The organism is Streptomyces sp. Root1310 (genome assembly GCF_001426425.1).
Classification (GTDB): domain Bacteria; phylum Actinomycetota; class Actinomycetes; order Streptomycetales; family Streptomycetaceae; genus Streptomyces.
This window is the reverse complement of sequence record NZ_LMEQ01000005.1, coordinates 170,201-193,540: the sequence shown is the minus strand read 5'-3', so window position 1 is coordinate 193,540 and position 23,340 is coordinate 170,201. Positions and strand designations below refer to the sequence as shown.

The 23,340-nt window shown below is 73.4% G+C and carries 20 protein-coding genes, 1 pseudogene and 1 riboswitch; of the genes and pseudogenes, 13 read left to right on the top strand and 8 right to left on the bottom strand.

Going from position 1 to position 23,340, the window contains the following annotated elements; genetic code table 11:
• Positions 1-186 precede the first annotated feature (186 nt).
• The 3 genes from ASD48_RS14555 to ASD48_RS14545 form a co-directional block, all read right to left on the bottom strand.
• On the bottom strand, positions 187-1,905 hold the full coding sequence (locus ASD48_RS14555) for an FAD-dependent monooxygenase (protein ID WP_242432590.1): 1,719 nt from the start codon (positions 1,903-1,905) through the stop codon (positions 187-189).
• A gap of 213 nt (positions 1,906-2,118) precedes the next feature.
• On the bottom strand, positions 2,119-3,060 hold the full coding sequence (locus ASD48_RS14550; RefSeq protein WP_057602000.1) for an anti-sigma factor RsbA family regulatory protein: 942 nt from the start codon (positions 3,058-3,060) through the stop codon (positions 2,119-2,121).
• Positions 3,057-3,413 (bottom strand): STAS domain-containing protein, encoded by a 357-nt coding sequence (locus tag ASD48_RS14545; protein WP_079073755.1) that lies wholly within the window; start codon positions 3,411-3,413, stop codon positions 3,057-3,059. Before ASD48_RS14545 ends, ASD48_RS14550 begins: the two co-directional genes overlap by 4 nt.
• Positions 3,414-3,596: 183 nt before the next feature.
• Between ASD48_RS14545 and ASD48_RS14540 the strand changes: the two genes are divergently transcribed.
• Positions 3,597-4,256, top strand: a complete 660-nt coding sequence (locus ASD48_RS14540; RefSeq protein WP_057602009.1) for a DUF6629 family protein — start codon at positions 3,597-3,599, stop codon at positions 4,254-4,256.
• A gap of 211 nt (positions 4,257-4,467) precedes the next feature.
• Here ASD48_RS14540 and ASD48_RS14535 read toward each other — a convergent pair whose 3' ends face one another.
• From ASD48_RS14535 to ASD48_RS14525, 3 genes and pseudogenes are all read right to left on the bottom strand, one after another.
• Positions 4,468-6,195, bottom strand: coding sequence for a VanW family protein (locus ASD48_RS14535; protein ID WP_057601999.1), 1,728 nt, complete (start codon positions 6,193-6,195; stop codon positions 4,468-4,470).
• A 939-nt stretch (positions 6,196-7,134) separates the two neighbouring features.
• Positions 7,135-8,187: pseudogene (locus ASD48_RS14530) on the bottom strand (helix-turn-helix domain-containing protein); the annotation flags it as partial.
• A gap of 227 nt (positions 8,188-8,414) precedes the next feature.
• Positions 8,415-10,547, bottom strand: a complete 2,133-nt coding sequence (locus ASD48_RS14525; RefSeq protein WP_057601998.1) for a SpoIIE family protein phosphatase — start codon at positions 10,545-10,547, stop codon at positions 8,415-8,417.
• Positions 10,548-10,759: 212 nt separating this feature from the next.
• A riboswitch (cobalamin riboswitch) is annotated at positions 10,760-10,944 on the top strand.
• A gap of 29 nt (positions 10,945-10,973) precedes the next feature.
• On the opposite strand from ASD48_RS14525, the gene ASD48_RS14520 reads away from it, so the two are divergent.
• The 12 genes from ASD48_RS14520 (at position 10,974) to ASD48_RS14465 (ending at position 22,001) form a co-directional block, all read left to right on the top strand.
• Positions 10,974-11,681 (top strand): energy-coupling factor ABC transporter permease, encoded by a 708-nt coding sequence (locus ASD48_RS14520; protein ID WP_057601997.1) that lies wholly within the window; start codon positions 10,974-10,976, stop codon positions 11,679-11,681.
• Positions 11,678-12,199 carry an energy-coupling factor ABC transporter substrate-binding protein gene (locus ASD48_RS14515; protein WP_057601996.1) on the top strand — a complete coding sequence of 174 codons (522 nt, stop codon included), beginning with the start codon at positions 11,678-11,680 and terminating at the stop codon, positions 12,197-12,199. The genes ASD48_RS14520 and ASD48_RS14515 overlap by 4 nt, the downstream gene beginning before the upstream one ends.
• 6 nt (positions 12,200-12,205) lie before the next feature.
• On the top strand, positions 12,206-12,964 hold the full coding sequence (gene cbiQ / locus ASD48_RS14510) for a cobalt ECF transporter T component CbiQ (protein ID WP_057601995.1): 759 nt from the start codon (positions 12,206-12,208) through the stop codon (positions 12,962-12,964).
• Positions 12,964-13,842 carry an ATP-binding cassette domain-containing protein gene (locus ASD48_RS14505; protein WP_057601994.1) on the top strand — a complete coding sequence of 293 codons (879 nt, stop codon included), beginning with the start codon at positions 12,964-12,966 and terminating at the stop codon, positions 13,840-13,842. The genes cbiQ and ASD48_RS14505 overlap by 1 nt, the downstream gene beginning before the upstream one ends.
• A 220-nt stretch (positions 13,843-14,062) precedes the next feature.
• Entirely contained in the window at positions 14,063-14,992 is a 930-nt protein-coding gene (locus tag ASD48_RS14500; protein ID WP_057601993.1) for an ATP-binding cassette domain-containing protein, read from the top strand.
• Positions 14,992-15,870 (top strand): ABC transporter permease, encoded by an 879-nt coding sequence (locus tag ASD48_RS14495; protein WP_057601992.1) that lies wholly within the window; start codon positions 14,992-14,994, stop codon positions 15,868-15,870. The genes ASD48_RS14500 and ASD48_RS14495 overlap by 1 nt, the downstream gene beginning before the upstream one ends.
• A gap of 34 nt (positions 15,871-15,904) precedes the next feature.
• Positions 15,905-17,263 (top strand): histidine kinase, encoded by a 1,359-nt coding sequence (locus tag ASD48_RS14490; RefSeq protein ID WP_057602008.1) that lies wholly within the window; start codon positions 15,905-15,907, stop codon positions 17,261-17,263.
• Complete coding sequence (locus ASD48_RS14485) at positions 17,260-17,928, top strand: response regulator transcription factor (protein WP_057601991.1); 669 nt, start codon at positions 17,260-17,262, stop codon at positions 17,926-17,928. The genes ASD48_RS14490 and ASD48_RS14485 overlap by 4 nt, the downstream gene beginning before the upstream one ends.
• Positions 17,929-18,257: 329 nt before the next feature.
• Positions 18,258-18,707 (top strand): carboxymuconolactone decarboxylase family protein, encoded by a 450-nt coding sequence (locus ASD48_RS14480; RefSeq protein ID WP_057601990.1) that lies wholly within the window; start codon positions 18,258-18,260, stop codon positions 18,705-18,707.
• A 171-nt stretch (positions 18,708-18,878) separates the two neighbouring features.
• Entirely contained in the window at positions 18,879-20,081 is a 1,203-nt protein-coding gene (locus ASD48_RS14475) for an NUDIX domain-containing protein (RefSeq protein ID WP_057601989.1), read from the top strand.
• Positions 20,071-20,619: a GNAT family N-acetyltransferase gene (locus ASD48_RS14470; RefSeq protein WP_057601988.1), complete on the top strand. Its 549-nt coding sequence runs from the start codon at positions 20,071-20,073 to the stop codon at positions 20,617-20,619. The genes ASD48_RS14475 and ASD48_RS14470 overlap by 11 nt, the downstream gene beginning before the upstream one ends.
• 152 nt (positions 20,620-20,771) lie before the next feature.
• On the top strand, positions 20,772-22,001 hold the full coding sequence (locus ASD48_RS14465; protein ID WP_199875793.1) for a phosphodiester glycosidase family protein: 1,230 nt from the start codon (positions 20,772-20,774) through the stop codon (positions 21,999-22,001).
• A 34-nt stretch (positions 22,002-22,035) separates the two neighbouring features.
• On the opposite strand, the gene ASD48_RS14460 is transcribed toward ASD48_RS14465, so the two are convergent.
• Both ASD48_RS14460 and ASD48_RS14455 read right to left on the bottom strand, forming a co-directional pair.
• Positions 22,036-22,230: a hypothetical protein gene (locus tag ASD48_RS14460; RefSeq protein WP_057601987.1), complete on the bottom strand. Its 195-nt coding sequence runs from the start codon at positions 22,228-22,230 to the stop codon at positions 22,036-22,038.
• A gap of 117 nt (positions 22,231-22,347) precedes the next feature.
• On the bottom strand, positions 22,348-23,208 hold the full coding sequence (locus ASD48_RS14455) for a phosphatidylinositol-specific phospholipase C/glycerophosphodiester phosphodiesterase family protein (protein WP_057601986.1): 861 nt from the start codon (positions 23,206-23,208) through the stop codon (positions 22,348-22,350).
• Between the last annotated feature and the right edge of the window lie 132 nt (positions 23,209-23,340).

The window sequence follows — 23,340 nt, the reverse complement described above, 5'->3', positions numbered from 1 at the left end:
CGAGGGCGGCCGAGGCCGCCGCGGTGGCCAGGATCATGCGAGCAGAACGCATCTGATGGTCCTTCCGTCTCGACCGGGCAGCCGACACATCGTCAGCTCGGTTGACCCGACCAAGACGTGATCCACCGTCAGCCGCCCGTCGCCGCGGCACCACTCGGGGCGTTCACACGGGTGAAGCCCGCTGGGTCAGGCGAGCCCCAGCCCGGTCTTCAGGACCTGGCGCAGCGTCGCCTCCGCGTCCGCTTCGGGACCCGGCGACCGCCACAGGACGAACCCGTCGGGCCGCACGAGTACGGCGCCGCCGCGTACCGTGCCGTGGCGCTCCGCCCAGTCGGCGTCGCCCTCCGGCACCAGGTCCGCGTCGGCTCCCGTGCCCACCCGGTACGACCTGAGCGGAAGGACCAGCTCCTCGGCGAGGCGGGTGGCGGCCTCGTGCCATCCGCCCGGCTCAGCGGCGTCGCTGAGCAGGACCAGGGTCCGCTCGTAGAGGTCGAGGGTCGAGATCCGTTCGTTCCCGCGGCGGACCCACAGGTGAGGCGCCCTGCTGCCGGGACCGCCGGTCAGGTCGAGGCTCTCCGGCACGACCGGGACCGCGGGGTCGGCGCCGACGACGGCGCCCTGCGGGTAGCGGTAGCCGAGGGCCACGTTGAGGATGCCTCGCTGAGGGCCGCCGCCACCGGCCGCGGGCGGCGCGGCGAACCCGGGGTGGCTGTGCTCGGCCGACCGGGCGGCGGCCCGGGCGCTGGTCGCCTCGGCGACGGGCCGGCGCTCGGCGTCGTAGGTGTCCAGCAGCGCCTCCCCCGCCCAGCCGTCGACGGCCGCGGCCAGCTTCCAGGCGAGGTTGTGCGCGTCCTGGATACCGGTGTTGGAGCCGAAGGCCCCGGTGGGGGACATCTCGTGGGCCGAGTCGCCGGCCAGGAACACCCGTCCCGACCGGTAGCTGCGGGCGACCCGCTGGGCGGCGTGCCAGGGCGCCTTGCCGGTGATCTCCACGTCGAGGTCCGCGACCCCGACCGCCCGGCGGATGTGCGCGACACAGCGCTCGTCGGTGAACTCCTCGAGTGTCTCGCCGTGTTCGGGGTGCCAGGGGGCGTGGAAGACCCAGTTCTCGCGGTTGTCCACCGGCAGCAGGGCGCCGTCGGCCTCCGGGCTGGTCAGGTAGCAGACGATGAACCGGCGGTCGCCCACGACGTCGGCGAGTCGGCGGGAGCGGAAGGTGAGGCTGACGTTGTGGAACAGGTCGCCGGGCCCGCTCTGACCGATGCCGAGCTGCTCGCGGACGGGGCTGCGGGGGCCGTCGGCGGCGACGAGGTAGTCCGCTCGGATGGTGGTGTGTTCACCCGTCTCACGGCTCTTGACCACCGCGGTGACGCCGGTGGCGTCGCTGTCGAACGACATCATCTCGGTGTGGAAGCGCAGGTCGCCGCCGTAGCGTCGGGCGTGGTCGAGCAGGACGGGCTCGAGGTCGTTCTGACTGCACAGGCACCAGGAGCTGGGGCTGAAGCGGGCCAGGCCGCCGCCCGGGTCGATGTCCCGGAACAGCCACTCGCCCGCGTCGCCGACCAGGGTGGGTGCCTGCAGGATGCCGTGGTTGTCGGCCAGGGTGGCGGCGGCCTGCTGGATCGCCCGCTCCACCTCCGCCACCCGGAAGAGCTCCATCGTGCGGACGTTGTTGCCGCGTCCGCGGGGATGGATGGAGGTGCCCGCGTGGCGCTCCACCAGGAGGTGCGGTACTCCCAGTCGTCCCAGGAACAGAGAGGTCGCCAGACCCACCAGGGAACCGCCGACGATGAGGACCGGGACCCTGATGGTGTGGGGGCCGGTCTCTTCGGCTCGTTCTTTTGTCACTCTCGCCTCCAGCGCGTCGATTCCGCCGACCCGGCCGGATACGGCGGAGATCCTCATGCATGCCCCGTGGAGGTGACGGTGGCTCAGGCTTCACCCGCCTGCGTCGCGGTGCGGGAGGGGCCCGTCCGACCGGTGCCGCGGTGGACCGCCGGACCCCGCACACCTTCGGGTGTACGGGGAACGGTTCTGATCGGCCGGGAGTCTCGTCCGGGTCTCGGACGCGCTCCGGACGGCTCCCGGACGGCTCCCGGACAGCTCCCGGACGGAGTCTCAGCTGCCGAGGTAGAAGCGGATGGTCGTGCCCTCGTCGGAGGTGTGCACACGCACCAGGTCGGCCACGTAGTGGACCAGCATCAGCCCGCGGCCGCCGATCTGACCGCGCGCGGGCGGTCTGCGGCCGGCCAGCGGATCGGACAGCCGGCCCGCGTCGCGGACCTCGCACACGACCTGTCCCTCCCGGGCCCAGAGGGCGAGCGTTCCCCGACCGGCGCCGTGCACCACGCTGTTGGTGGTCAGTTCCGCCACCGCCAGCTCGGTGTCGGCCAGCCGCTGCCCGGCGAGGCCCAGCCGTTCGGCCTGCTCGACCGCGAAGGCGCGGGCCGCGTAGAGCTCGTCGGCGCCGAACGGGAACACGGCGGCGTCCGGCGCGGGCACCAGCACCTCGTTGTAGCGGGCGACGACGGACCGCCAGTCGTAGGCGTCGCTGACGCCCTCCTTGTCGCGGTTCACGATCGTCGGGTGGGTGATCCTCGCGTCGGCGAGGACCTCCTCGTCCAGGCGTGCCTCGTCGTACGGGCAGAGGATGGTCACCGGACGGCCCTCGAAGGCCGCGTTGATCAGCGCCTCGTGCTGCGCACAGGCCGGGTACTCGACCGCGCTGCGGCCCGCCCAGATCGGCTCACCGATGATCCGTACCCGCCCCCGCTGATGGGAGTCGGCGAACGCGCGCAGCACTCCGGGAATGATCCGGCCCGGGTTGCGGCCCTCCACCGTCATGTCCAGCAGACGGACGGCCCCGGCGTCCGGGCCCAGTCCGGCCCTGATCAGCTCCAGGTTGGGTCCCGGCACCGCGACCGCCACCGGTTCGCCGAGGTCCAGGCCCTCCTGCACGAAGGACACCGTCCGTTCCACGTACTCCTGTTCGGTGCGGTAGAACAGCGCGGGGTGTTCGAACGCCTCGTGGGTCGCCACCGTGTTTGCCACCGTGCTCATCGCGGCGCCACCTCGATCCTGCCGAGACCCGGCCAGAACAGGCTCAGTACGCGCGGCACCTGCGGTGGCGGATGCTCGACCACCACCCGGCCTCCGGACAGACCCAGTGCCGTGACGGCGAGCGCCGCGACCCCCGCCACATCGACGAACGCCACTTCCGACAGCTCCACATACGACACGTCGGCGTGCTGCCGGGCCAGACCCTCCAACGCCTCTTCCCAGGGCGAGCGAGTGATCTCGCTGATCTCGCCGCGGGCCCGGATACCGGGCCGACCTGACAACGGGCACACCTCCAGCACGGCCGCGCCGCGCACCGGCCCGAGTCCGTCGTCTCCCCGCGAGACGTCCACCACCCGCGGTCTCCTTCGCTGTCCGCCGCTCACCGGCACCAGCGTAACGCGGGCCCTCACACGTCGGTGCGCCACCCCAACAGCGGCGTCGGCCCGGCGGCCGGGGATTCTCCGGAGCGGGGCGTAACCTGGCCCGCACCGCACGAGGAGGCGGATGCGGACGACGGTCGAACCCATGGTGACGTGATGTGTTGGAGTGCGACCGCCGATCTCGTGGCGGGTGGCGGTGTGGCGGCCGTCGGGGTGGCCTGCGTGACGCGGGTGCGCGACCGCCGGGATCTTCCCCTGGCCGCGCTGCCCCTGCTGCTCGGGGCTCATCAGGTCGTGGAGGCGGTGGTCTGGGACTCGGGCGGGGGCAGCGGTCCGGCCACCGTGGTCTGGGCCGTGATCGCGCTGCCGCTGCTGGCGGTGTGGGTGCCGGCGGCCGTATGGTGCGCCGCCCCGCCGACCGCCCGGCGCGGGCCGGCGTTCCTCCTCGCGCTCGGCGTCGCGACCGCCGCGGGGCTCGCGGCCGCTGTCGCCACCGGGCCGGTGACGGCCGAGATCCGCGGCCACACGGTCGGGTACTCGGTCAGTCTCCCGCACCCGGTCGTGCTCGTCGCGGGTTACCTCCTGGCCACCGTCGGCTCCCTGCTGCTGTCCGGCGACCGGCGGCTGCTGGTCCTGGGGGTGGTGGTCGGCGTGGGCGCGGCGGTCTGCTTCGCGCTGTGGCGGCTGGAGTTCGTCTCGACCTGGTGCGCGTTCGCGGCGGTGTGGTCGGTCCTGCTGTTCGACTGGGTGCGCCGCCGCCCCGACTCCGCGCGGCTGCCATCGAGCCGGACCCGGAACTCCGGCGCCGCCCGGTGAACAGGAGCGGCTGCGGCGGCGGACGGGCGTTCTTCGCGGCGGCCGCGGCCACTCCCCCGGCGGGAACCGTTGCGTCCTCCTGGTGCCCGGGAAGGCGATGTGACGCCGCGCCAGGGATCGGGTGGCGCGTGCCCGGCCGGACGGGACCACCGACGCGGGCGGAGACCTCCGATGCGCAGGAGGTCACCCGCGTTCCCGGCTCCCGCCGGACCTACTGCGGGTCCTCGGCGGGGGCTTGGCAGATGATCTCGTCCCGCGGGGTGTAGTGGGTGCGGAACGGCTCCCGCCGCACCTCCCTGCCGTCCTGGGAGAAGACCCGGTCGACGGTGACGTCGAAGCCCTCGAGCGGGGTCTGCGGCACGCACTTCTCGTCCGTGCTCACCTTCCGCTCCGGCTGCCGCACGTGGGTGCGGGGCCCGGTGACCGACTTGATCTCGTCGTACTTCCGCGTGCCGAGGAACGTGACGGTCACCGAGGTGTCGGTGGCCTCGGCCTGGATGTAGAGGGCGTGGCCGGAGTCGTTGGCGAACCTCAGATCGAGGCTGCCCCACGCGACCGTCGCCTCGCGGCCCTCCGGATAGCGCTCGATGTAGAAGGAGTGGGCGCCGTACTCCACGGGCTTGACCCCGGCGAAGAACATCGCGTTGAACATGGTGGTGGCCATGGCCGAGACACCGCCGCCGGGCGCCTTGGCGAACTCGCCGTCGAGGATCATGATGCCCTCGCCGAAGCCGTTGGCCTCGGTGCGCTGCCCCACGGTCCGGTTGAAGCTCCAGGTCTTCCCCGGCATGACGAGGGAGCCGTTGATGAGCTCTGCGGCCCGCCCGATGTTCTTCGTGCGGTACGCGGCCGGCTCGAAGTGGACGGTGAAGGAGGACATCTTCTCGGTGAGCCCCAGCCGTGCGGCGCTCTCCCGGGTCAGCTGCGGCTGCGTCCGCCGTGCGGCCACTTCCCCCGTGCGGGCCGCTCCGCCGGACCGGGTGAGCAGCGGCAGCACGGCCTTGCCCAGTGCCTTGTCGGTGATCTGGACGCCGGTCCGGGCGTCGTCGGCCACCACGACCCGGTCGCCGTCCAGTCGCAGGGCGGCGTTCGCGGCGGTGGTGGTGACGGCGGCCAGCGGGCGGGCCACCGAGGGGGCCGCGCGCAGTCCCTTGTCGTCCAGCCGCGGTACCAGGCGGCCGGTGCCGTCGGGCCGCATCGTCAGATGCTCGCCCAGCACCTTCGGCCCGATGGTGAACCGCTTGCCGCCCGTGGTGAGGGTGACGGGCGCCGACACGGCCGGCCGCGCGAACTCGCGCACCGCGCGCCGCACCTCGTCCGCCGTGACCTTCGGCCGGGTCTCGCGGGCGGGCAGGGCCGTGACCGCGCCCGCCTCGCCGCGCAGGAAGGAGGCCCGCAGGGTGCCGACGGCGGCGTCCACGTCCAGTGCGTAGCCGGGGTGCGGGGCGACCTGTTCGACCCGGCCGTCGGCGAAACCGACCGTGCCCTCGCGGACCTTCTGGTCGAGGCTCTTCGCGAGCTTCGTCAGAGCGGTGCGGGCCTTGTGCTCGTCGAGGCGTACGACCGGCTGCTCCTCGTCGCCCCCCGAGCCGAGGAGCCCGCCGACCAGGCCGACGGGGTCGGAGCCGACGCGGGTCACCCGGTCGACCGTGCGCTCGGCGTCGAAGCTGAGTCCGGCCTGCCGCGGGTCGACGGTTGCGCCGCGGTCGCCGACCCGCACGGCCAGCTCACGCGAGCCGGCCGCCGTCAGGTGCTCGTCCAGCTTGCGGACGGCCTCCGCACGGCTGAGGCCGCCGATGTCCACGCCCCGCACCGTCGTGCCCGGCTCGATCTCACCGCCCGTGAGCAGCAGCCCGATCAGGTACAGCGCACCGACGCCGACGGTCAGCGCACCGCCCGCCAGGGCGAGGGGCGGCACGTAGGCTATTCGGGGGCGCATGGGTCTCCTGGACGGATGATGGGCGGGTGATCCGCCCGCTGCGCGACGCGGCGTACGGGACGGCGTCGAACACAGTGGGCAAGCACGGGCAAGTGTCCCAAGCTACCCAAAGCGCATGATGGGTTCATATGTCCCAGAACACGTATGTCCCGCATCACGCCGGCCGGGCCGGATCCCGTCGTCGGTTCCGTAGCGCGTCGACGGCCCGGATCCGGCCGTCGGGCCGTAAGGCCCTTCGCCCACTCCCCCGACCCCTGACCTCCGACCCCTGACCCCCGTCCCTCGTCCCGAGGACGGTCAGGCGCCGAGGGGGCCACCGTCCGGGTCGGTCGCCGGGGCGGTCACCTCGGCCGCGATCCGGCGGTAGGCGGCACGGGCCTGGACGATCCGGGCGAGCACGGTGCCGACGAGAGTCGCGGCACACAGGCAGGCGAGCCAGAAGGTGTCACGGTGGCCGGCCCAGGTGAGCGTGCCCACGGGCGGGACGGCGAAGCCGTTGAGGGTCAGCCAGCACAGGACGGCCGTACCCGGTGCCGCGGTGAAGCGGGCGCACAGCCCCAGCAGGGCCGCCAGCAGGGACAGCGCGGCCAGGGCCGGTCCGGGGCGGTCCGAGCCCACCAGCATGTTGTGCACGGCCACCAGGACCAGCGCGCCGCCGAAGGCCGTGGCCCACACGACCGGGGTGGCGACGGGCTGGGGCACGGGCCGGGCACCGGCCCTGAGGAACACCCACTCGATCATGCCGCACGCTTCCTTCCGGTCCCCGTACCCCCGGAACGCCGGCCGCCACGGCAGCGTGGACCTCGACGCGCATTCTCCCACCAGGTCGCCGGGCGGACTCCCGTCGCCCCGTTCGCCGAGGCCGGGGGTGGGGCGCGAGGGCCGCTCCTCCGGCGGGCGCCGCCTCTCCGGACGCTGGAAGGAGGCCTCGGTCGACGTCAGGGGCCTTGACGGCCAGTCGAGCAGCCGGGCGCCGATGACCGCGGTCTGCAAGGTGTAGCGGTGGGCGGGGTCGGTGGGGTCGGTGCCGGTCAGGCCGTGGATGCGGGCCAGCCGGTAGGTGAGGGCGCGCACGCTGAGCGAGAGCCGCCGGGCGGTGGCGGCGGCGACACAGCCGCTGTCGCAGTACGCGATCAGGGTGTCGAGCAGGGGCTGCGCCCCGCCGCGTGCCCGTTCCAGCGGCCCCAGGGCGCTCTGCACCAGGTCCACCAGTGCCTGCCGGTCCCGGGCCAGGACGGGGAATACCAGCAGGTCGGCGGCGCGCAGCAGCGGCTCGTCGAGGTCCATGCGCTGGGCCACGTCCAGGGCGTTGAGGGCCTCTTCGTAGCTGTGCCCGATGCCGACCGGGCCCGGCCTGGACCGCCCGATGGCGACCCGGGCCCGGCCGGCGGTGGCGCGGGCGTGCCGGGCGAAGTGGGTGAGGACCTCGTCCTGGTCGGCGGGGGCGATGCACACCATCCGGCCGTCCTTGGTGGTGAACAGGATGTGGCGGTTCTCGAAGCGGCCGAACAGCTCGTCCCCCACCTGCCGGGGAACGGGGTCGGTCTCGTCGTACTTGTCCGGACCCTCGGCCACCGCGACCGCGTGGGCGCGGGACAGCCGTAACCCGAACCGTTCCGCGCGCGCGGCGAGCCGGCAGGCGGGCCCGCGCCCGTGGAGCAGGTCGTCGATGAACTCGCGGCGGGCCGCCTCCTCCTTGCGGACCACCAGCCGCTGCGCGCGCTCGTAGCCGTCGGCGAAGGCGTCCACGGCTTCTTCGACGACCGCGAGGACGCTGTCGGGATCGGCGCCTCGCGGACGGACCTCACGGCCGGCCGCGAGGTGCGCGCGGACGAGACCCCGCCAGCCACGGCCCGCCTCGGCCGCCTGCGCGCCGAGGGCCCGCCGGGACTCGATCTCGTCGCGGGTCAGCCGACGGCCCGTGGGCGCGGCGTCCGCCAGGATCCGGTCGAATCCGTCGAGAAACGGCTCGGGCGAGTGCGGGCCGGTCATGGTCTCCCCGTTCGGTGCGAGCGCTGTCGGACATCGGACACATGTTCCCACCGGGCGGTACGGCGGTGGGGCGCCGCGGAGGGCGTCCGGTGCGGCCTGCGACGAGGCGACGCGAGAGGCGGCGGCAGAGGGGGACGGCGGGACAGGGGGCGGCGGGACAGGGGGCGGCGGGACAGAGGGCAAGGGTCCCGGCGCGCACCACGCGGTGAAATTAGTTGAATTGCATATCAGGTGGGATGAATGAGGAGGAGGGCGATGTCGTCGCTGCGCGGGGTCGAGCGGCGGGCGTGCCGGACGAGGGCGTCGGCGAGTGCGTCCATGGAGCCCGGCCCGGCACGGCCGAGTTCGCGGGCGAGGGCGTCCACGGCATCGTCGATGTCGATGCCCGGGGCTTCGACCATGCCGTCGGTGTACAGGGCCAGGACCGAACCGGGAGGCAGCGGTATCTCGGTCGACGTGTACGAGGCGTCCGGCTCGATGCCCAGCAGGAGCCCGGGCGGCATCCGGAGGACCTCGGTGCGGCCGTCGGGGTGGCGCAGCAACGGCGGCGGGTGGCCGGCGGCGGCCAGGCACGCGAGGTGCGCGGCCAGGTCGAGATGCACGTAGAGGCAGCTGGTGAACAGGCCGGGGTCGAGGTCGGTGAGCAGACGGTTGGTGCGGGCGAGGACCTCGTCGGGGGGCGCGCCGGCGTTGGCGTGGACGGCGGTGCGGACCTGCCCCATGAGCGCCGCCGCGTTGACGTTGTGCCCCTGGACGTCACCGATGGTGGCGGCGGCCGTGGTGCCGTCGAGGCGGATGAGGTCGTAGAAGTCACCGCCGATGTCCATGCCGCGGGTGGCGGGGAGGTAGCGGGCGGCCACCTCCAGGCCCGGGACCCGGGGCAGGGTGTGGGGCAGCAGAACGGCCTGGAGGTCGTGGACGAGCCGGTGCTGGGTGTCGTAGAGACGGGCCCGGTCCAGCGCCTGCGCGATCAGCCCGGCGGTGGAGGTGAGGACGGCCCGCTCCTCCGGAAGGAAGGGGCGGGGCCGGTCGTAGGCGAGCACCAGGGAGCCGACGGGGCGTCCGGAGGTGATCAGGGGCAGGAAGGCCCAGGCGGCCATGCCGTCCTGGAGGACCGCGGGGGGATAGGCGCGTCGGAGATCGGCGAAGGTGGCGAAGAAGCCCGGAACGCCGGTGGTCAGGGTGTGCACGGCGGGAGTGTCGGAGGTGAGCGGAACGGCGTCGAAACGCCGCATGAGTTCGGCGGGGTAGCCGCGGTAGCCGATGATCCGCAGCCGGCCGTCGTCCGCGGTCATCAGGGCCAGGGCCCTGGCGCCGAAGGCGGACGGAAGCTGTTCGGCGACCTGGTCGACCACGTCCCGGACCCCGACGGCCTCGGTGAGCGTGGCGGCCAGGTGCATCAGGTGGTAGAGGGTGGCGGCCCGGCCAGGCGTGGCGGCGGCCGTCGGATGCGGCCGCGGTGGGCCGGTGAGCGGGGCATGGGCGTGCGCCGAGTGGGTGGGGGCGATGTACACGCTGATGCCGGAGGCGTCCGGGTGCAGCCGGAAGGTCAGCCACTGGTCCGGCGGCCGCAGGGTGGTGAAGGAGGTCGGTTCGCGGCTGATCATGGCCGCCCGGTAGCTGTCCTCGGCGATCGGGTCGTCGAGCCAGGGCAGCGCCTCCCAGGGCTTGGTGCCGAGCAGGTCGGGCACGGCGGAGCCGAGCAGCCGGGCGGCCGTGGTGGTCGCGAAGGTGATGCGGCCGTCCACGTCCAGCGAGCAGCACCCGCCGGGGAACCGCTCGGCGAATTCGACGGCGGACTGCGCCTGCGCGGCTTCGGCCGGCCGGGCCCGGAGCGGCGGCAGCACCCGTGGCACCCCGCCGGCCCGTACGGGGTGTCCGTCGGCGGCCGCCCGTCCCAGGAACCGGGCCAGACGGACGCAGAGGCCGGTCACGGCCTCGCGTTCGCGCACGCTCAGCTGCGGGGGGTGCGAGGCGGGCCAGTGGAGCACCAACCCGCCCCAGACCTCCTCGCCAGTGGTGATCGGGGCGGCGGCCAGCGAGAAGCGGTACGGCACGACGAGCGACAGACGCGGATAGCGGCGGGCCATCTCCTCCGCGCCGCCGACCCACACCAGGCGTCGCTCCCGCACGGCGTCGGACACCGGCGACGCGGCCGTCAGCGCCACTCGCGCCCAGGGCAGGGAGATCTCCCAGGGGAGACCGCCCAGTACCGCGAGCCGCAGCACCGGCTCGTCGGCCGCCGGCAGATACACGGCGGTCACGGACGCGACGGTCTCCTTCATGCCCTCGGCCAGGACCTTGTCCAGGGACTCCGGACCCCAGCCCCCACCCGACCCGGCAGCGGCAGCATCCGGCACACTCTCACCTTCCCCGCAGCGCAGGGGGCGCTCGCCGAACGACGGGCATGCCCCCGGGCACCGAGGGCCGTCACCCCTACGGCGGACCCTACGCCGACCGTGCGGACCCGGCATTTCGTCGAGCCCGCGGACGGCGGCCGTGCGCCGGGGTGAGCCGTCGTCCGCCGTCCTCGCGCCCCGCATCGCCGCTTGTCAGCGCGTCTGTGTGGGCACTACTGTCACCACGCCTTGGTGAACGGGAAATCCGGTGTGATGCCGGTGCGGCCCTCGCCACTGTGATCGGGAAGTCCGGCTCCGGCCCTCGCGGGCAGCCACTGGGTCCTCGGGACCCGGGAAGGCGGAGCACGGGCGGTGGTACCCGTGAGCCAGGAGACCGGCCAAGGCACGTCAACCATCCACGAGGTGCTGGAGAGGGTCTGCTCAGCCATGCACATAGCCGAGGGTTTTCTGCCTCCGGCGCATGCGATCGCCTGGGGCGTCGCATCCGCGCCATTCGTCGTCCACGGAGTACGGTCACTCACCCGTGAGGTCAGGGAGCACCCCGAGAGCACCCTGCTCCTCGGCGCCTCCGGGGCCTTCACGTTCGTCCTGTCCGCGCTGAAACTTCCTTCGGTGACCGGGAGTTGCTCACACCCCACCGGCACGGGGCTCGGCGCCATCCTGTTCCGGCCGCCGATCATGGCGGTGCTGGGCACCATCACCCTGCTCTTCCAGGCGCTGTTGCTCGCCCACGGCGGCCTGACGACGCTCGGCGCCAACGTCTTCTCGATGGCCGTCGTCGGCCCCTGGGCCGGATACGCGGTCTACCGGCTGCTGCGGCGGTTCTCCGTGCCGCTGATGGTCACGGTGTTCTTCGGCGCGTTCGTGGCCGACCTGTCCACCTACTGCGTCACCAGCGTGCAGCTGGCGCTCGCCTTCCCGGACCCGGGCAGCGGATTCCTGGGCGCGCTCGGCAAGTTCGGCTCCATCTTCGCCGTGACCCAGCTCCCGCTCGCGGTCAGCGAGGGGCTCCTCACGGTGTTCGTGATGCGGCTGCTGACCCAGTCCAGCAAGGGTGAACTGACCAGGCTGGGCGTGCTCGTGACCGGCGGCCGGACCAACTCCGGTGCCGAGACCGAGGCGGTGGCCCGGTGAGCCGTAACGCGAAGATCAACGCCCTGCTGCTGTTCGTGGTGGCCGCGCTGGCCGTCCTGCCGCTGGCCCTCGGGCTCGGCGACCACAAGGAGGAGCCGTTCACGGGCGCCGACGCGGAGGCGGAGACGGCGATCACCGAGATCCGGCCGGACTACGAACCCTGGTTCTCGCCCCTGTACGAGCCGCCGTCCGGCGACATCGAGTCGGCGCTGTTCGCCCTCCAGGCGGCCCTCGGCGCGGGGGTCCTCGCCTACTACTTCGGTCTGCACCGGGGACGGCGGCAGGGCGAACTCCGGGCCCTGGCACAGCGGGACACCACACCATCGACGACCTCGACGGCGACGACCCCGACAACGCCGCATACTTCGACGACGGCGACGACGACGCCTTCCACCACGGCGACGCCTTCGACGACGACCTCGACGACGACGAGGACCGCGGCGCAGGGCACCGCGAACTCCGCGAGCTCCCACCGCTCCGAGAGCGCCTCCGAGTCGTCCACTCCCGAACGGACCTGAGCCCGCGTGCTGCCGATCGACGCGGCGGCGCACAGCTCTCGCTGGCGCCGTCGCCATCCCGTGGACAAGGCCGTGCTGGGACTCGGCCTCACCGTGCTCGCCATCTCCCTGCCGCCCTGGCCCGGCGCGGCCCTGGTCCTGGTGACGGCACTCGTCGTCCTGCTGGGGCCCGCGGGGGTGCCGGGCCGGCGGCTGTGGCGCGCCTACCGGGTACCGCTGGGCTTCTGTGCGACCGGTGCCCTCACCCTGCTGGTGCAGGTCGGCGGCCCGGACCGGTTCGTGGCCCTGGCCGACGGCGGTCCGGTGCGCGCCGGGGAGCTGCTGCTGCGCACCTCGGCGGCCTCCCTCGGTGTCCTCCTCCTCGCGTTCACCACCCCGATGTCCGACCTGCTGCCCCGCCTGGTCAGGGCCGGGGTGCCCGCGCCCGTCGTGGACGTCGCGCTGGTGACGTACCGCATGAGCTTCCTGCTGCTCGACTCCGTGCGCCGGATCCGGGAAGCGCAGGCGGCCCGGCTCGGGCACACCACCCGGGCCGCGGAGTGGCGTTCGCTGGCCGGGCTCGGCGCCACCGCGTTCGTCCGCGCCTTCGACCGGGCGGCGCGCCTGCAGGACGGGCTGGCCGGGCGCGGCTACGACGGCACCCTGCGCGTCCTGGTGCCGCAGGCCCGGATCTCCGTCCGCTTCACGGCGGCCAGCGCAGCCCTCCTCGCGGCCCTGGTCGCCCTCACCTTCGTACTGCGATCCGTACTGGAAAGGCCGCTGTGATGAGCGAGCCCGCACTGGTCGCCCTGCGGGGCGCCTCCTTCGCCTACGAGGACGGCCCGGCCGTGCTCAGCGGCCTGGACTTCGAGGTCCACGCGGGGCGCGCGCTCGCCCTGCTGGGCCGCAACGGCAGCGGCAAGACCACGCTGATGCGGCTGCTGAGCGGTGGACTGCGTCCGGGCGAGGGCGAGTTGAGAGTCGAGGGGCGCCCGGTGACGTACGACCGCAAGGGGCTGACCCGGCTGCGTACGACCGTGCAGCTGGTGGTCCAGGATCCGGACGACCAGCTGTTCGCCGCGTCCGTCGCCCAGGACGTGTCGTTCGGACCGCTGAATCTCGGCCTGTCCGACACCGAGGTGAGGGCCCGGATCGAGGAGGCGCTGGCGGCCCTGGACATCACCGCCCTGGCCGACCGGCCCACCCATCTGCTCTCCTACGGCCAGCGCAAGCGCACAGCGATCGCCGGCGCCGTCGCGATGCGGCCCCGGGTGCTGATCCTCGACGAACCGACCGCGGGGCTCGACCCCGACGGCCAGGAACGGCTGCTGGCGACCCTCGGCCGCCTGCGCGAGTCGGGCACGACCGTGGTCATGGCCACCCACGACGTCGACCTGGCGCTGCGCTGGGCGGACGACGCGACCCTGCTCACCCCGTCCGGCGCGCGCACCGGACCGGCCGCCACCACCCTCGCCCGCACGGACCTCCTCCGGCAGGCGGGCCTGCGGCTGCCCTGGGGGGTCGCCGCAGGCCAACTCCTCCGTTCCCAAGGCCTGTTGACAGCTTCCTCGACCGGCCCCCGCACCGCGGAGGAACTGGCCACGCTGGCCGCGACGTCCGTCCCCGCGAACCCCGCGAACCCCGTGACCCCCACCGAAGGCTGACGCCCCGCGACGCATGTCCGCCGTCGGCCGACGCGCGGGAGAGCCGGACGGGCGATGATCGCCACATGGAGCGAATCATCGATCAGTGGTACCCCGGTACCAGTGGCCGCTCGAAGATTCCCCCGGGGGCCCATGGACCGGGTCTGCCGTGCTCCTAGTTTCGAAGGCAGCACCGCGGTCGTGGCCGCGGCCTGGTTCGAGGCAGGAAAGGCCCACTCCCATGATCGAAGCGCGCGAGCTGACGAAGCGGTACGGGGACAAGACGGTGGTCGACCACCTGAGCTTCACGGTGAAGCCGGGTGAGGTGACCGGATTCCTCGGCCCCAACGGCGCGGGCAAGTCCACCACCATGCGCATGATCATCGGGCTGGACTCCCCCACCAGGGGCTCGGTCACCGTCAACGGCCGCTCCTATGCCGAGCACGCCGCGCCCCTGCACGAGATCGGCTCCCTGCTGGAGGCCAGGTCCGTCCACCCGGGGCGCAGCGCGGTCAACCATCTGACGGCGCTCGCGCACACCCACGGCATCCCGCGCCGCCGGGTGGACGAGGTCATCGAGCTGGCCGGGCTGACCAGCGTGGCCGACAAGCGGGTGGGCGCCTTCTCGCTCGGCATGGGCCAGCGGCTCGGTATCGCCTCCGCGCTCCTGGGCGATCCGGCGATCGTGATGCTCGACGAACCGGTCAACGGCCTCGACCCCGAGGGCGTGCTGTGGGTGCGCAACCTGCTGCGCGGACTCGCCGACGAGGGCCGGGCCGTGATGCTCTCCTCGCACCTGATGAGCGAGACCGCCCTGATCGCCGACCATCTGGTGATCATCGGCCGGGGCAGGCTGCTCGCGGACACCACGGTCGACGACTTCACCCGGGAGGCCGGGGGCGGCGGTGTGAAGGTGGCCGCGGCCGAGGCCGTGCGGCTGCGCTCGCTGCTGGCCGGCCCGGACGTCACGATCAGCTCCTCCTCCGCCGAGGAGCTGCTGGTCAGCGGTCGCGACGCCCGAGAGATCGGGGCGATCGCCGCGCAGCACGGGGTGGCGTTGTACGAGCTCACCCCGCGCGCCGTCTCCCTGGAGGCGGCGTTCATGGACCTCACCCGCGATGTCGTCGAGTACCAGAGCGGTCCGGCCGACACCGAACGAAAGGCCGCCTGATGCCCGCCCTCGCATCGCGCCGCAACCGGCGTCCCGACCTCTCCGCGGCGCCTGACCCCACGGCGCCCGCCACGCCCTCGCCGTACAAGGTGACCGGCGCGCGGGTGCTGCGCTCGGAGTGGGCCAAGTTCTGGTCGTTGCGCTCCAGTTGGATCACCCTGGGTGTCGCCGTGTTCCTGCTGGTCCTCTTCGGGACGATCGCCGGTTACACCTACAGCGCCGACGCCGTGGCGTCGGGTGGGCCCCCCGGGCCCGGCTCGGGCTCCGGTGACAGCGACGCGGTCGGTCTGGCCCTGACGGGCGTGTCCTTCGCACAGCTGGCCGTCGGCGTCCTCGGTGTGCTGCTGGCCGCGGGCGAGTACAGCACCGGCATGATCCGCTCGACGCTCGCCGCGGTGCCGCGCCGACTGCCCGTCCTGTGGTCGAAGGCCGCCGTGATCGGCCCGATCGCGCTGGTCCTCACCACCCTCGGCGCACTGGCCGCGTTCCAGCTCGGCACGCCCGGCCTGGACGGCGAGAAGATCGCGCTGTCCCTGGCCGACGACGGCGTCCTGCGGAGCCTGGCCGGCGCGGGCCTCTACCTCGGGCTGGTCGCCGTCTTCGGGGTGGCTCTGGGCATGCTGCTGCGCTCCTCCGCCGGTGCCATCGCCGCCCTGGTCGGTGTTCTGCTGATCCTGCCGGGCCTGGCGTCACTGCTGCCCGACTCCTGGTACGACACCCTCAGCCCGTACTTCCCCAGCAACGCGGGCTCGGCCGTCTACGCCCTGCACCAGTCCTCGGACGCCCTGTCACCCGGGGCGGGGCTCGCGGTGTTCGCCGGCTGGGTGGCACTGGCCCTCGCCGGGGCGGCCTACCGGCTCACCAGGACCGACGCCTGACCGGGGCGTGAGGACGACGGGGACAATGGTGTCCATGAGTCCGTACCGTCCGGCAGCCGCCAGGGACACCGAGCGGGCGGCCCCGCCCTCCCCCGGCTTCGAGGCCGTCTGGGCGCATCCGCTGCTGGGCCGGCTGCTGCGCGACCAGAGCCGGCGGCAGCGGCTGGACCGCCGGCACCCGTGGCTGCTCGACACCGCCGTGGTGGTGATCGTCGTGGCCATCACCCTGCCCGAGCTGCTCCGGGGCAACGGCGACTCGCCCTTCGGGGACGCGGACGCCCGCGACCGGCTCTCGTCCGGCGTCCTGTTCGCCCTGGTCGCCGCGCTCGTCGTCCCGCTGTGGTGGCGCCGCAGGGCCCCCGCCGTCACGTACTTCGTGATCGCGTCGGTGTCCCTGGTCCAGTGGTCGCTGGGCGTCTGGCTGCCGACCGGCATCGGGGCGCTCATCGCCCTGTACACCCTGGCCCGGAACGGCTCGCTGCGCGTGCTGGGCTGGGCTGTCGGACTGACCGTCGGCGAACTGCTGCTGGCCGTCTTCGTCCTGGTGCCGATCGAACATCCGGTGCTCGGCGGCTTCTTCCTGCTGGGCACGATGACCGCCGCCGTGGCCGTCGGACTGACCCTGCGCATCCGCGGGATGTATCTGGAGGCCCTGGAGGACCGTGCCCGGCGCCTGGAGGTCGAGCAGGAGCAGCGCCTGCGGCTCACCGCCGCCGCCGAACGCTCGCGGGTCGCCCGCGAGATGCACGACATCGTCGGCCACAACCTCTCCGTCATGGTCAGCGTCGCCGACGGCGCGGCGGTCCTCGCGGCCAACCGGGGCGAGCGGTCCGCCGACGCCCTGCGCATCCTCGGCGACACCGGCCGCCAGGCCATGAGCGAACTGCGCCGCGTGCTGGGCGTCCTGCGCGAGGAGCGGGACGGCGAACGGCCGCTCAGCCCGCAGCCCGGCATCCACGACCTGGACCCGCTGCTGAACCGGGTCCGCGCGGCAGGACTCGCGGTGACGTACCGGACCGTGGGCGATCTCGACCCCCTGAGCGGCGGGGTCCAGCTCACCGTGTACCGCATCGTCCAGGAAGCCCTCACCAACACCCTCAAGCACGCCGGTACACGGTCCGTCGCCGAGGTCACGGTCACCGCCGAGGCCGGCTCCGTGCGGATCAAGGTCGCCGACACCGGCACACCCCCCGGCGCACCCGTACGCACGCAGACGGCAGCGGCGGCCGACGGCCCCGGGCACGGTCTCGTCGGTATCCGTCAGCGGGCCGAGATGTACGGCGGCAGCGTCCTCGTCGGGCCGCGCGAGACCGGCCACGGCTGGCTGGTGGACGTCGTGCTCGACGTACCCCCCGCACCCACTCCACCGGCCCCGGGAGAGCAACCGTCATGACCACCGTTCTGATCGCGGACGACCAGCCCCTCCAGCGCATGGGTGTCCGCATGCTCCTCGAAGGGACCCCCGGCCTGGAACCGGTCGGCGAGGCCGAGCACGGCGCCGAGGCGGTCCGCCTGGCCGCGCAACTGCGCCCGGACGTCGTCCTCATGGACATCCGCATGCCCGGCATGGACGGCCTGGAGGCCACCCGCCGCATCGTCGCGGCGGGCGGCCGCACCCGCGTCCTCATCGTGACCACCTTCGACCTCGACGAGTACGCCTACGAAGGCCTGCGGGCCGGCGCGGGCGGGTTCCTGCTCAAGGACGCCCGCCCCGAGGAACTCGTCGCCGGCATCCGCGCCGTGGCCACCGGCGACGCGGTCGTGGCCCCCCGCCTGACCCGCCGTCTGCTGGACGCCTACGCCCACCGGGTCCTCGCGCCCGCCGACGCCCCCGCGGCCGAGGACCCCCGGCTGCGGACCCTCAGCGACCGTGAACGCGAGGTCCTGGTCGCCATCGGCCAGGGCTGGACCAACACCGAGATCGCCGAGCACCTCGTCCTCACCGAGTCCACCGTCAAGAAGCACGTCGGCCGCGTGCTCGCCAAGATCGGTGCCCGTGACCGCGTCCAGGCCGTGATCACGGCGTACGACGCCGGTCTGGTCAAGGCCAGGTCATAGCCCTGCGTCGTCCGGCCCATGAGCCCTGCGTCGGCCGGCCCATGACCACCGCTCCCGTGGCGTCGAACCACTGGCGCATCAGCTCGGAGTCGCGGGGGTCCGGCCGGGGAGGGAGGGACGAGGGGGCTCGGGCGGGTGGTGCGTGTACGGGGAGGTCGGCGCCCTCACCGCACGCAGGAGGCCGCGCGTACGCCGCGGCGGCGTCCGTCGTACGGTCGTCGCCGGGGGCGGCCCCGCGGACGTCTCGCGGGGTGGATGCCTCGGCCCTGCTCACCGTGGGTGTTTGCGGTACCCGCGGTTCCGACCCATGAATGGTTTGATATTCAACTATGACTCGACGGATCTTCATAGACAAGCAGAGCCCGAAGGCCTACCACGCGCTGGTCCAGACGTCCGAGGCCGTGCGGGCGACCGCCGCCGACGCCGGCCTGGAGCGCACCGTCGTGGAACTGATCAACCTGCGCGTGTCGCAGCTCAACGGCTGCGCGTTCTGCCTCGACGTACACACCAGGGCCGCGGTGCGCGCCGGTGAGGACACCCGGCGGCTGGGTGTCCTGGCGGCCTGGCGGGACACCGACCTCTTCAGCCCGCTGGAGCGCGCCGCCCTGGCGCTCGCCGAGGCGACCACCGTGCTGTCCGACACCGCCGCGCAGGAGGCCGCGTACGCCGACGCCGTGGAGGTTCTCACCGAGGACCAGACGGCGGCGGTGATCTGGGTGGCCGTCACCATCAACGCCTTCAACCGGGTGTCCATCCTGAGCAAGCACCCGGTGCACTAGTGCTGCGACCGCCGTCCCCGCGGGCCGGCGGACGGGCCGGAGTCCCGGCACCGGGCCGCCCGCGCGGGTCCACCGGCGCGACCTGGGCACGCGCCGGTTGCCCGGTGCCGGGTCCGGTAAGAATCGTCTCGCCCGACGCGCGCCGACCGCCCCACCCGTGGAGGACCGCCCATGCCCCGTCCCGCCGCCCCCGACGGCCCGGAGTCCGTCAACGCCGACGCCTGGCAGGCCTACGCCACACACCACTTGCGGCGCGGCACGGTCCTGGCCGAGGCGGAGCGGATCGACTGGGGCTTCCCGGGCGCCGGGCCGGACGAGGCCTTCCTCGGGGAACTGGCGGGCCGGCGCGTCCTGGACCTCGGCTGCGGTCCGGCCCGGCACGCCGCCCGGCTCGTCCGCGCGCACGGGGCCACGGTCGACGCGGTCGATCTGGCGCCGGGCCAGATCGAGCGGGCCCGGGACCGGTACGGCTCGCTGCCCGGCCTGCGGCTGCTCCGTGCCGACGCCGTCGAGCACCTGCGTACCGCACGGCCGTACGACGTGATCTACTCCGTCAACGCCGTCCCGTTCATCGACCCCCGGCGGCTGTTCCCCGCCCTGGCGGCCGCGCTCGCTCCCGGCGGAACCCTGTGTTTCTCCGTGCTCCACACCAACTCCGCCGGAGAGGGCCCCACTTCGGATCTGGTGGCGCGGCCCGAGACCCTGCGGTTCGCGGGTGGCGGCGAGACGACGGTCCGGATGTGGGTGCCCACCACCGACCAGTGGCGGGGCCTGCTAGCCGAACACGGGCTGCGCCTGGAGGACGTGGTACCGGTGACATCGCCGGACCCCGCAAACCCCGCCGCCTATCGCGTCCTCCGGGCCCGGCGCCCCGTGCGCGTCTCGGCCCGGCCCCGTACCGGCCTCCCGCCCGTCGCACACGCGGCGATCGGTGTCGGCGCCATCCTGTACGGGCCCCGGGGGCTGCTCCTGGGTCGTCATCGCCGGGGCACCTGGGAGCTCCCCGGAGGCACGGTGGAACCCGGGGAGTCGCTCCAGGAGACGGTGGTACGGGAGTTGCGCGAGGAGACCGGGCTGCGGGCGGACCCGTCGAAGGTACGCCTGCTCGGCACCCTGCTCGACCGGGTGGAGGGTGTCGTGCGGATGACCGTCGGCGCCGTCGTCACCGACTGGGCGGGCGAGCCGGCCGACCAGCCCGGCGAGAGCGTCGGCGACTGGCGCTGGTACTCCCTGGACCGGCTGCCGCCGTCCCTGTTCGTGTGCAGCGCCCAGTCCCTCACCGTCTGGCGCCCGGACCTGCCGATCGATCACGCCCCGGCCCATTTCACCCCGTTCGCCGGGTACGACGGCCAGGTGCGCGGCGATGACGACTGAGCCCGCCGGATCCCCTCACCTCCGGATCCGGCCCCGGGTCCGCCCCCGGCTCCCCGCCGACCTGGACGGCTGTGTCGCCGTGCTCACGCTGGTGCACACGCACAGCGGCTACCCGGTCGATCTGCCCGAGCGGCCCGCCGCCTGGCTGACGCCGGCCGCCCTGCTCGCGGCGTGGGTGGCCGAGCGGGACGGGCGGATCCTCGGGCATGTCGGTCTGTGCGGTGCCGGGGAGGCGGACCTTTCGGCGAGCCTGTGGGACGGCCGGGCTGCGCCCGCGGTGATCAGCCGGCTGTACGTCTCCCCCGAGGCCCGCGGCCACGGCGTCGGCGCGGCCCTCCTGGCACGGGCGGTCGGGGCGGCACGCGCCCGGGATCTGCACCCGGTCCTGGACGTGGTGGCCGGCGACCCCGCCGTGTCCTTCTACGAGCGGCTCGGCTGGCGGCTCCTCGGCACCGCCGACCAGCAGTGGGGTCCGACCCGGACGGTGTCCGTGCACGGCTACGCCGCCCCGGGTACGACCGCTCGGGCGGCCGACTAGCACAAGGCGCCGGGCGGCGCGGCCGAACCGCCGTGCAAGCACCCGGAATCGTGCGATTCCTCACCCGTTCCCGTGGTCTTCCCGTCCACCCCCCTGGCGGGAGTTCCCGCAGGTCATGAGAAAGTTGCGGCCCAAACTACCCAGGGGGGTCTGTGACACGACATCAGAAGCGGTTCGGGGTGCGCAGAAAGCCGGTGACGCTGCTCGTCGCGCTCGGCACGATGGCCGGGGCGGCGCTCGCGGGGGCGGCTCCGGCCGGCGCCGCGACCTGGACCACCGTGGCGGCCGGTGTGACGTACCGACAGTACGACCTGTCGGCGGCCGCCGGAACGACGCATGTGCATGTGCTCAGCGTCGATCTCGCCAACACCCATGTACGCCTCGGGCTGCTGTATCCGGGGGCGGTCGCGTCCCGCTCGGCGATCTCCTCGCTGGCGAACAGCCAGAAGGCCGTCGCCGGTATCAACGGCGACTTCTTCAACATCAGCGAGACGCAGCACCCAGGCGTCGCGGCGACCGGCGCGAGCGTGGGGCCGGCGGTCGTGAACGGGAAGGCGCTCAAGGGCGCGGTCCCGAACGGTCAGCGGTTCGGGCCGGCGCTGCCGCCGGGCACGAACACCAAGGCCGTGGTCGGTGTGGGCACCGACGGCAAGGCCCGGCTGGACAGTCTGTCCCTCAACGGAACGGTCAGCGTCCTCGGGCGGCGGCTGCCGTTGGGCGGCGTCAACCAGTACGCGCTGGCGGAGAACTCCATCGGCGCGTACACCTCGGACTGGGGCAGCGTCTCGCGCATGCGGGCCACCTGCGGCACCGACACCGAACGGGCCGCGGCGTGCAGCACCAGCACCTACGAGGTGATCGTGAAGAAGGGGCGGGTGGTGTCGACGTCGACCGCGCCCGGCAGCGGCACCATCACGACCGGCACCACGGTCCTCGTCGGGCGGGAGGCGGGCGCGGCGCGCCTGAAGAAGCTCGTCAAGGGCCAGGCGGTGGCGGTGCGCTACGGGCTGACGGCCGCGTCGAAGTCCGCGTACAGCTTCGCCGTGGGCGGCTACCCGATCCTGTCGGCCGCCAAGCCGCTGTCCGGCCTGGACACGTCGGTCTCGGCGGTGCGTACGGCCGTGGGCATCGGCAACGGCGGTAAGCGGGTGTACCTGTTCGCGCTGGACGGGGCCACCGCCTACCGCAAGGGGCTGACGATCGCCGAGGTCGCCAATGCCCTGAGGAGCCTCGGCGCGACCGAGGGCTTCAGCCTGGACGGCGGCGGCTCGTCGACCCTGGTGGCCCGTCCCGCGGGCTCGACGAAGGTGACGGTCCGCAACCACCCGTCCGACGGCTACGAGCGACCCGTGGCGAACGGCATCGGGGTCTTCACCAAGTAGTCGCCCGGGTCATGGGCGAGACCCAGCAGCGGCCTCACGGTCGAAGGCTGCCGACGATGTCGGCCGTCGCCGTGAGGCCACTGTGGATGGTGGGGGCCACGCCGGTGCCTGCCAGGAGGAACCCGAGCAGCAGGCAGACGAGACCGTGCGAGACCTTCAGTCCGCCGTTGCGCGTGAAGATCACCGCCAGGACCAGCAGCAACAGCACCGCGGAAATCGAAATGGCCACCGTCAACCTCCTCCGACGCGTCCGCTTTCACGGCGTTCGGCGGCAAGTGTGGCCTAAGGGAGGGTTCGTCCGTGCGGCTGACCTGTCCGCCGAACGAGTGGTGTCAGACGAGGGCCGCTACGCCGTCCGGCGGGAGTCGAGGAACGCCTCCAGGCCCGCCAGGTCGTCCGTGTTGAGGTAGTCGACACCGGCGGCGAGGAGTTCGGCCCACAGCGCGTCCCGGGCGGGTCCCGCGAGATCGGGCGTGGCCCAGAACCGCACCTGCTGCCCGCGCGCGTGGGCCGCGCCGACGATGGTCCGCAGCCTCTGCCGTTCCGCCTCGGGGAAGGCTCCGACGCCGGACCAGGTGAAGTTGAGCGTCCAGTTGTCGCTGATCAGCGAGGCGAACGAGGACTCGGAGGTGCCGAGGTCGGCCAGTCGGCCGTCGTAGAACGCCCGCCGGACGGTCTGGGCCTCCATGGGCGTACGGGCCGCGCGGTCACCGGAGATGACGGCGGTCACCGCTCCGGGGTGGACGCGACCGTGCGCGTAGGTGGTGAACAGGCCCTTGTGGCGCTGGAGTTGCCGGTCGAGTGCGAGATAGGCCGAGGAGCCCTCGGTCTTGATGTCGATGAGCAGCTGAAGGGGCTGCCGGTAACCCCGGTACACCGATCCGCGGTGGGCTTTCACGCGGGCGGCGAGCGGGGCGAGGTAGAGCGACTCCAGGGTGCGGGTGGGGTCGAGCCGGTCCGCCGAGTGGGCGACGAGGAGTTCGCCGTCGACGAGGAAGATGTCGGCCTCGACGCTGCCGAAGCGGTGATCGAGGGCGTCGAGGAGCGGGCGCGGATGCTCGTAGTCGTTGTGGGCGTGGGCGCGCCACAGCGGGCGGGGGCCGCGCCGGTGTCCGTCGGCGAACGCGCTGCCGACGGGCGGGGCGAGCACCGCGGCGGCGGTGGCGCCGAAGCCGGTGAGCACTCTGCGGCGGGTGACGAGAGCCATGTCGTTCCTCCCTGCGGGGCGGGTCGGGACCACAGGGAGTATGCGGCCGCGGGAGCGGCAACGGACCTCTACGTGCCAGGAGTTGGCCGGACGGCCGTCCTTCGTTCACTCCTTCCGGCAGGAAGCACGAAA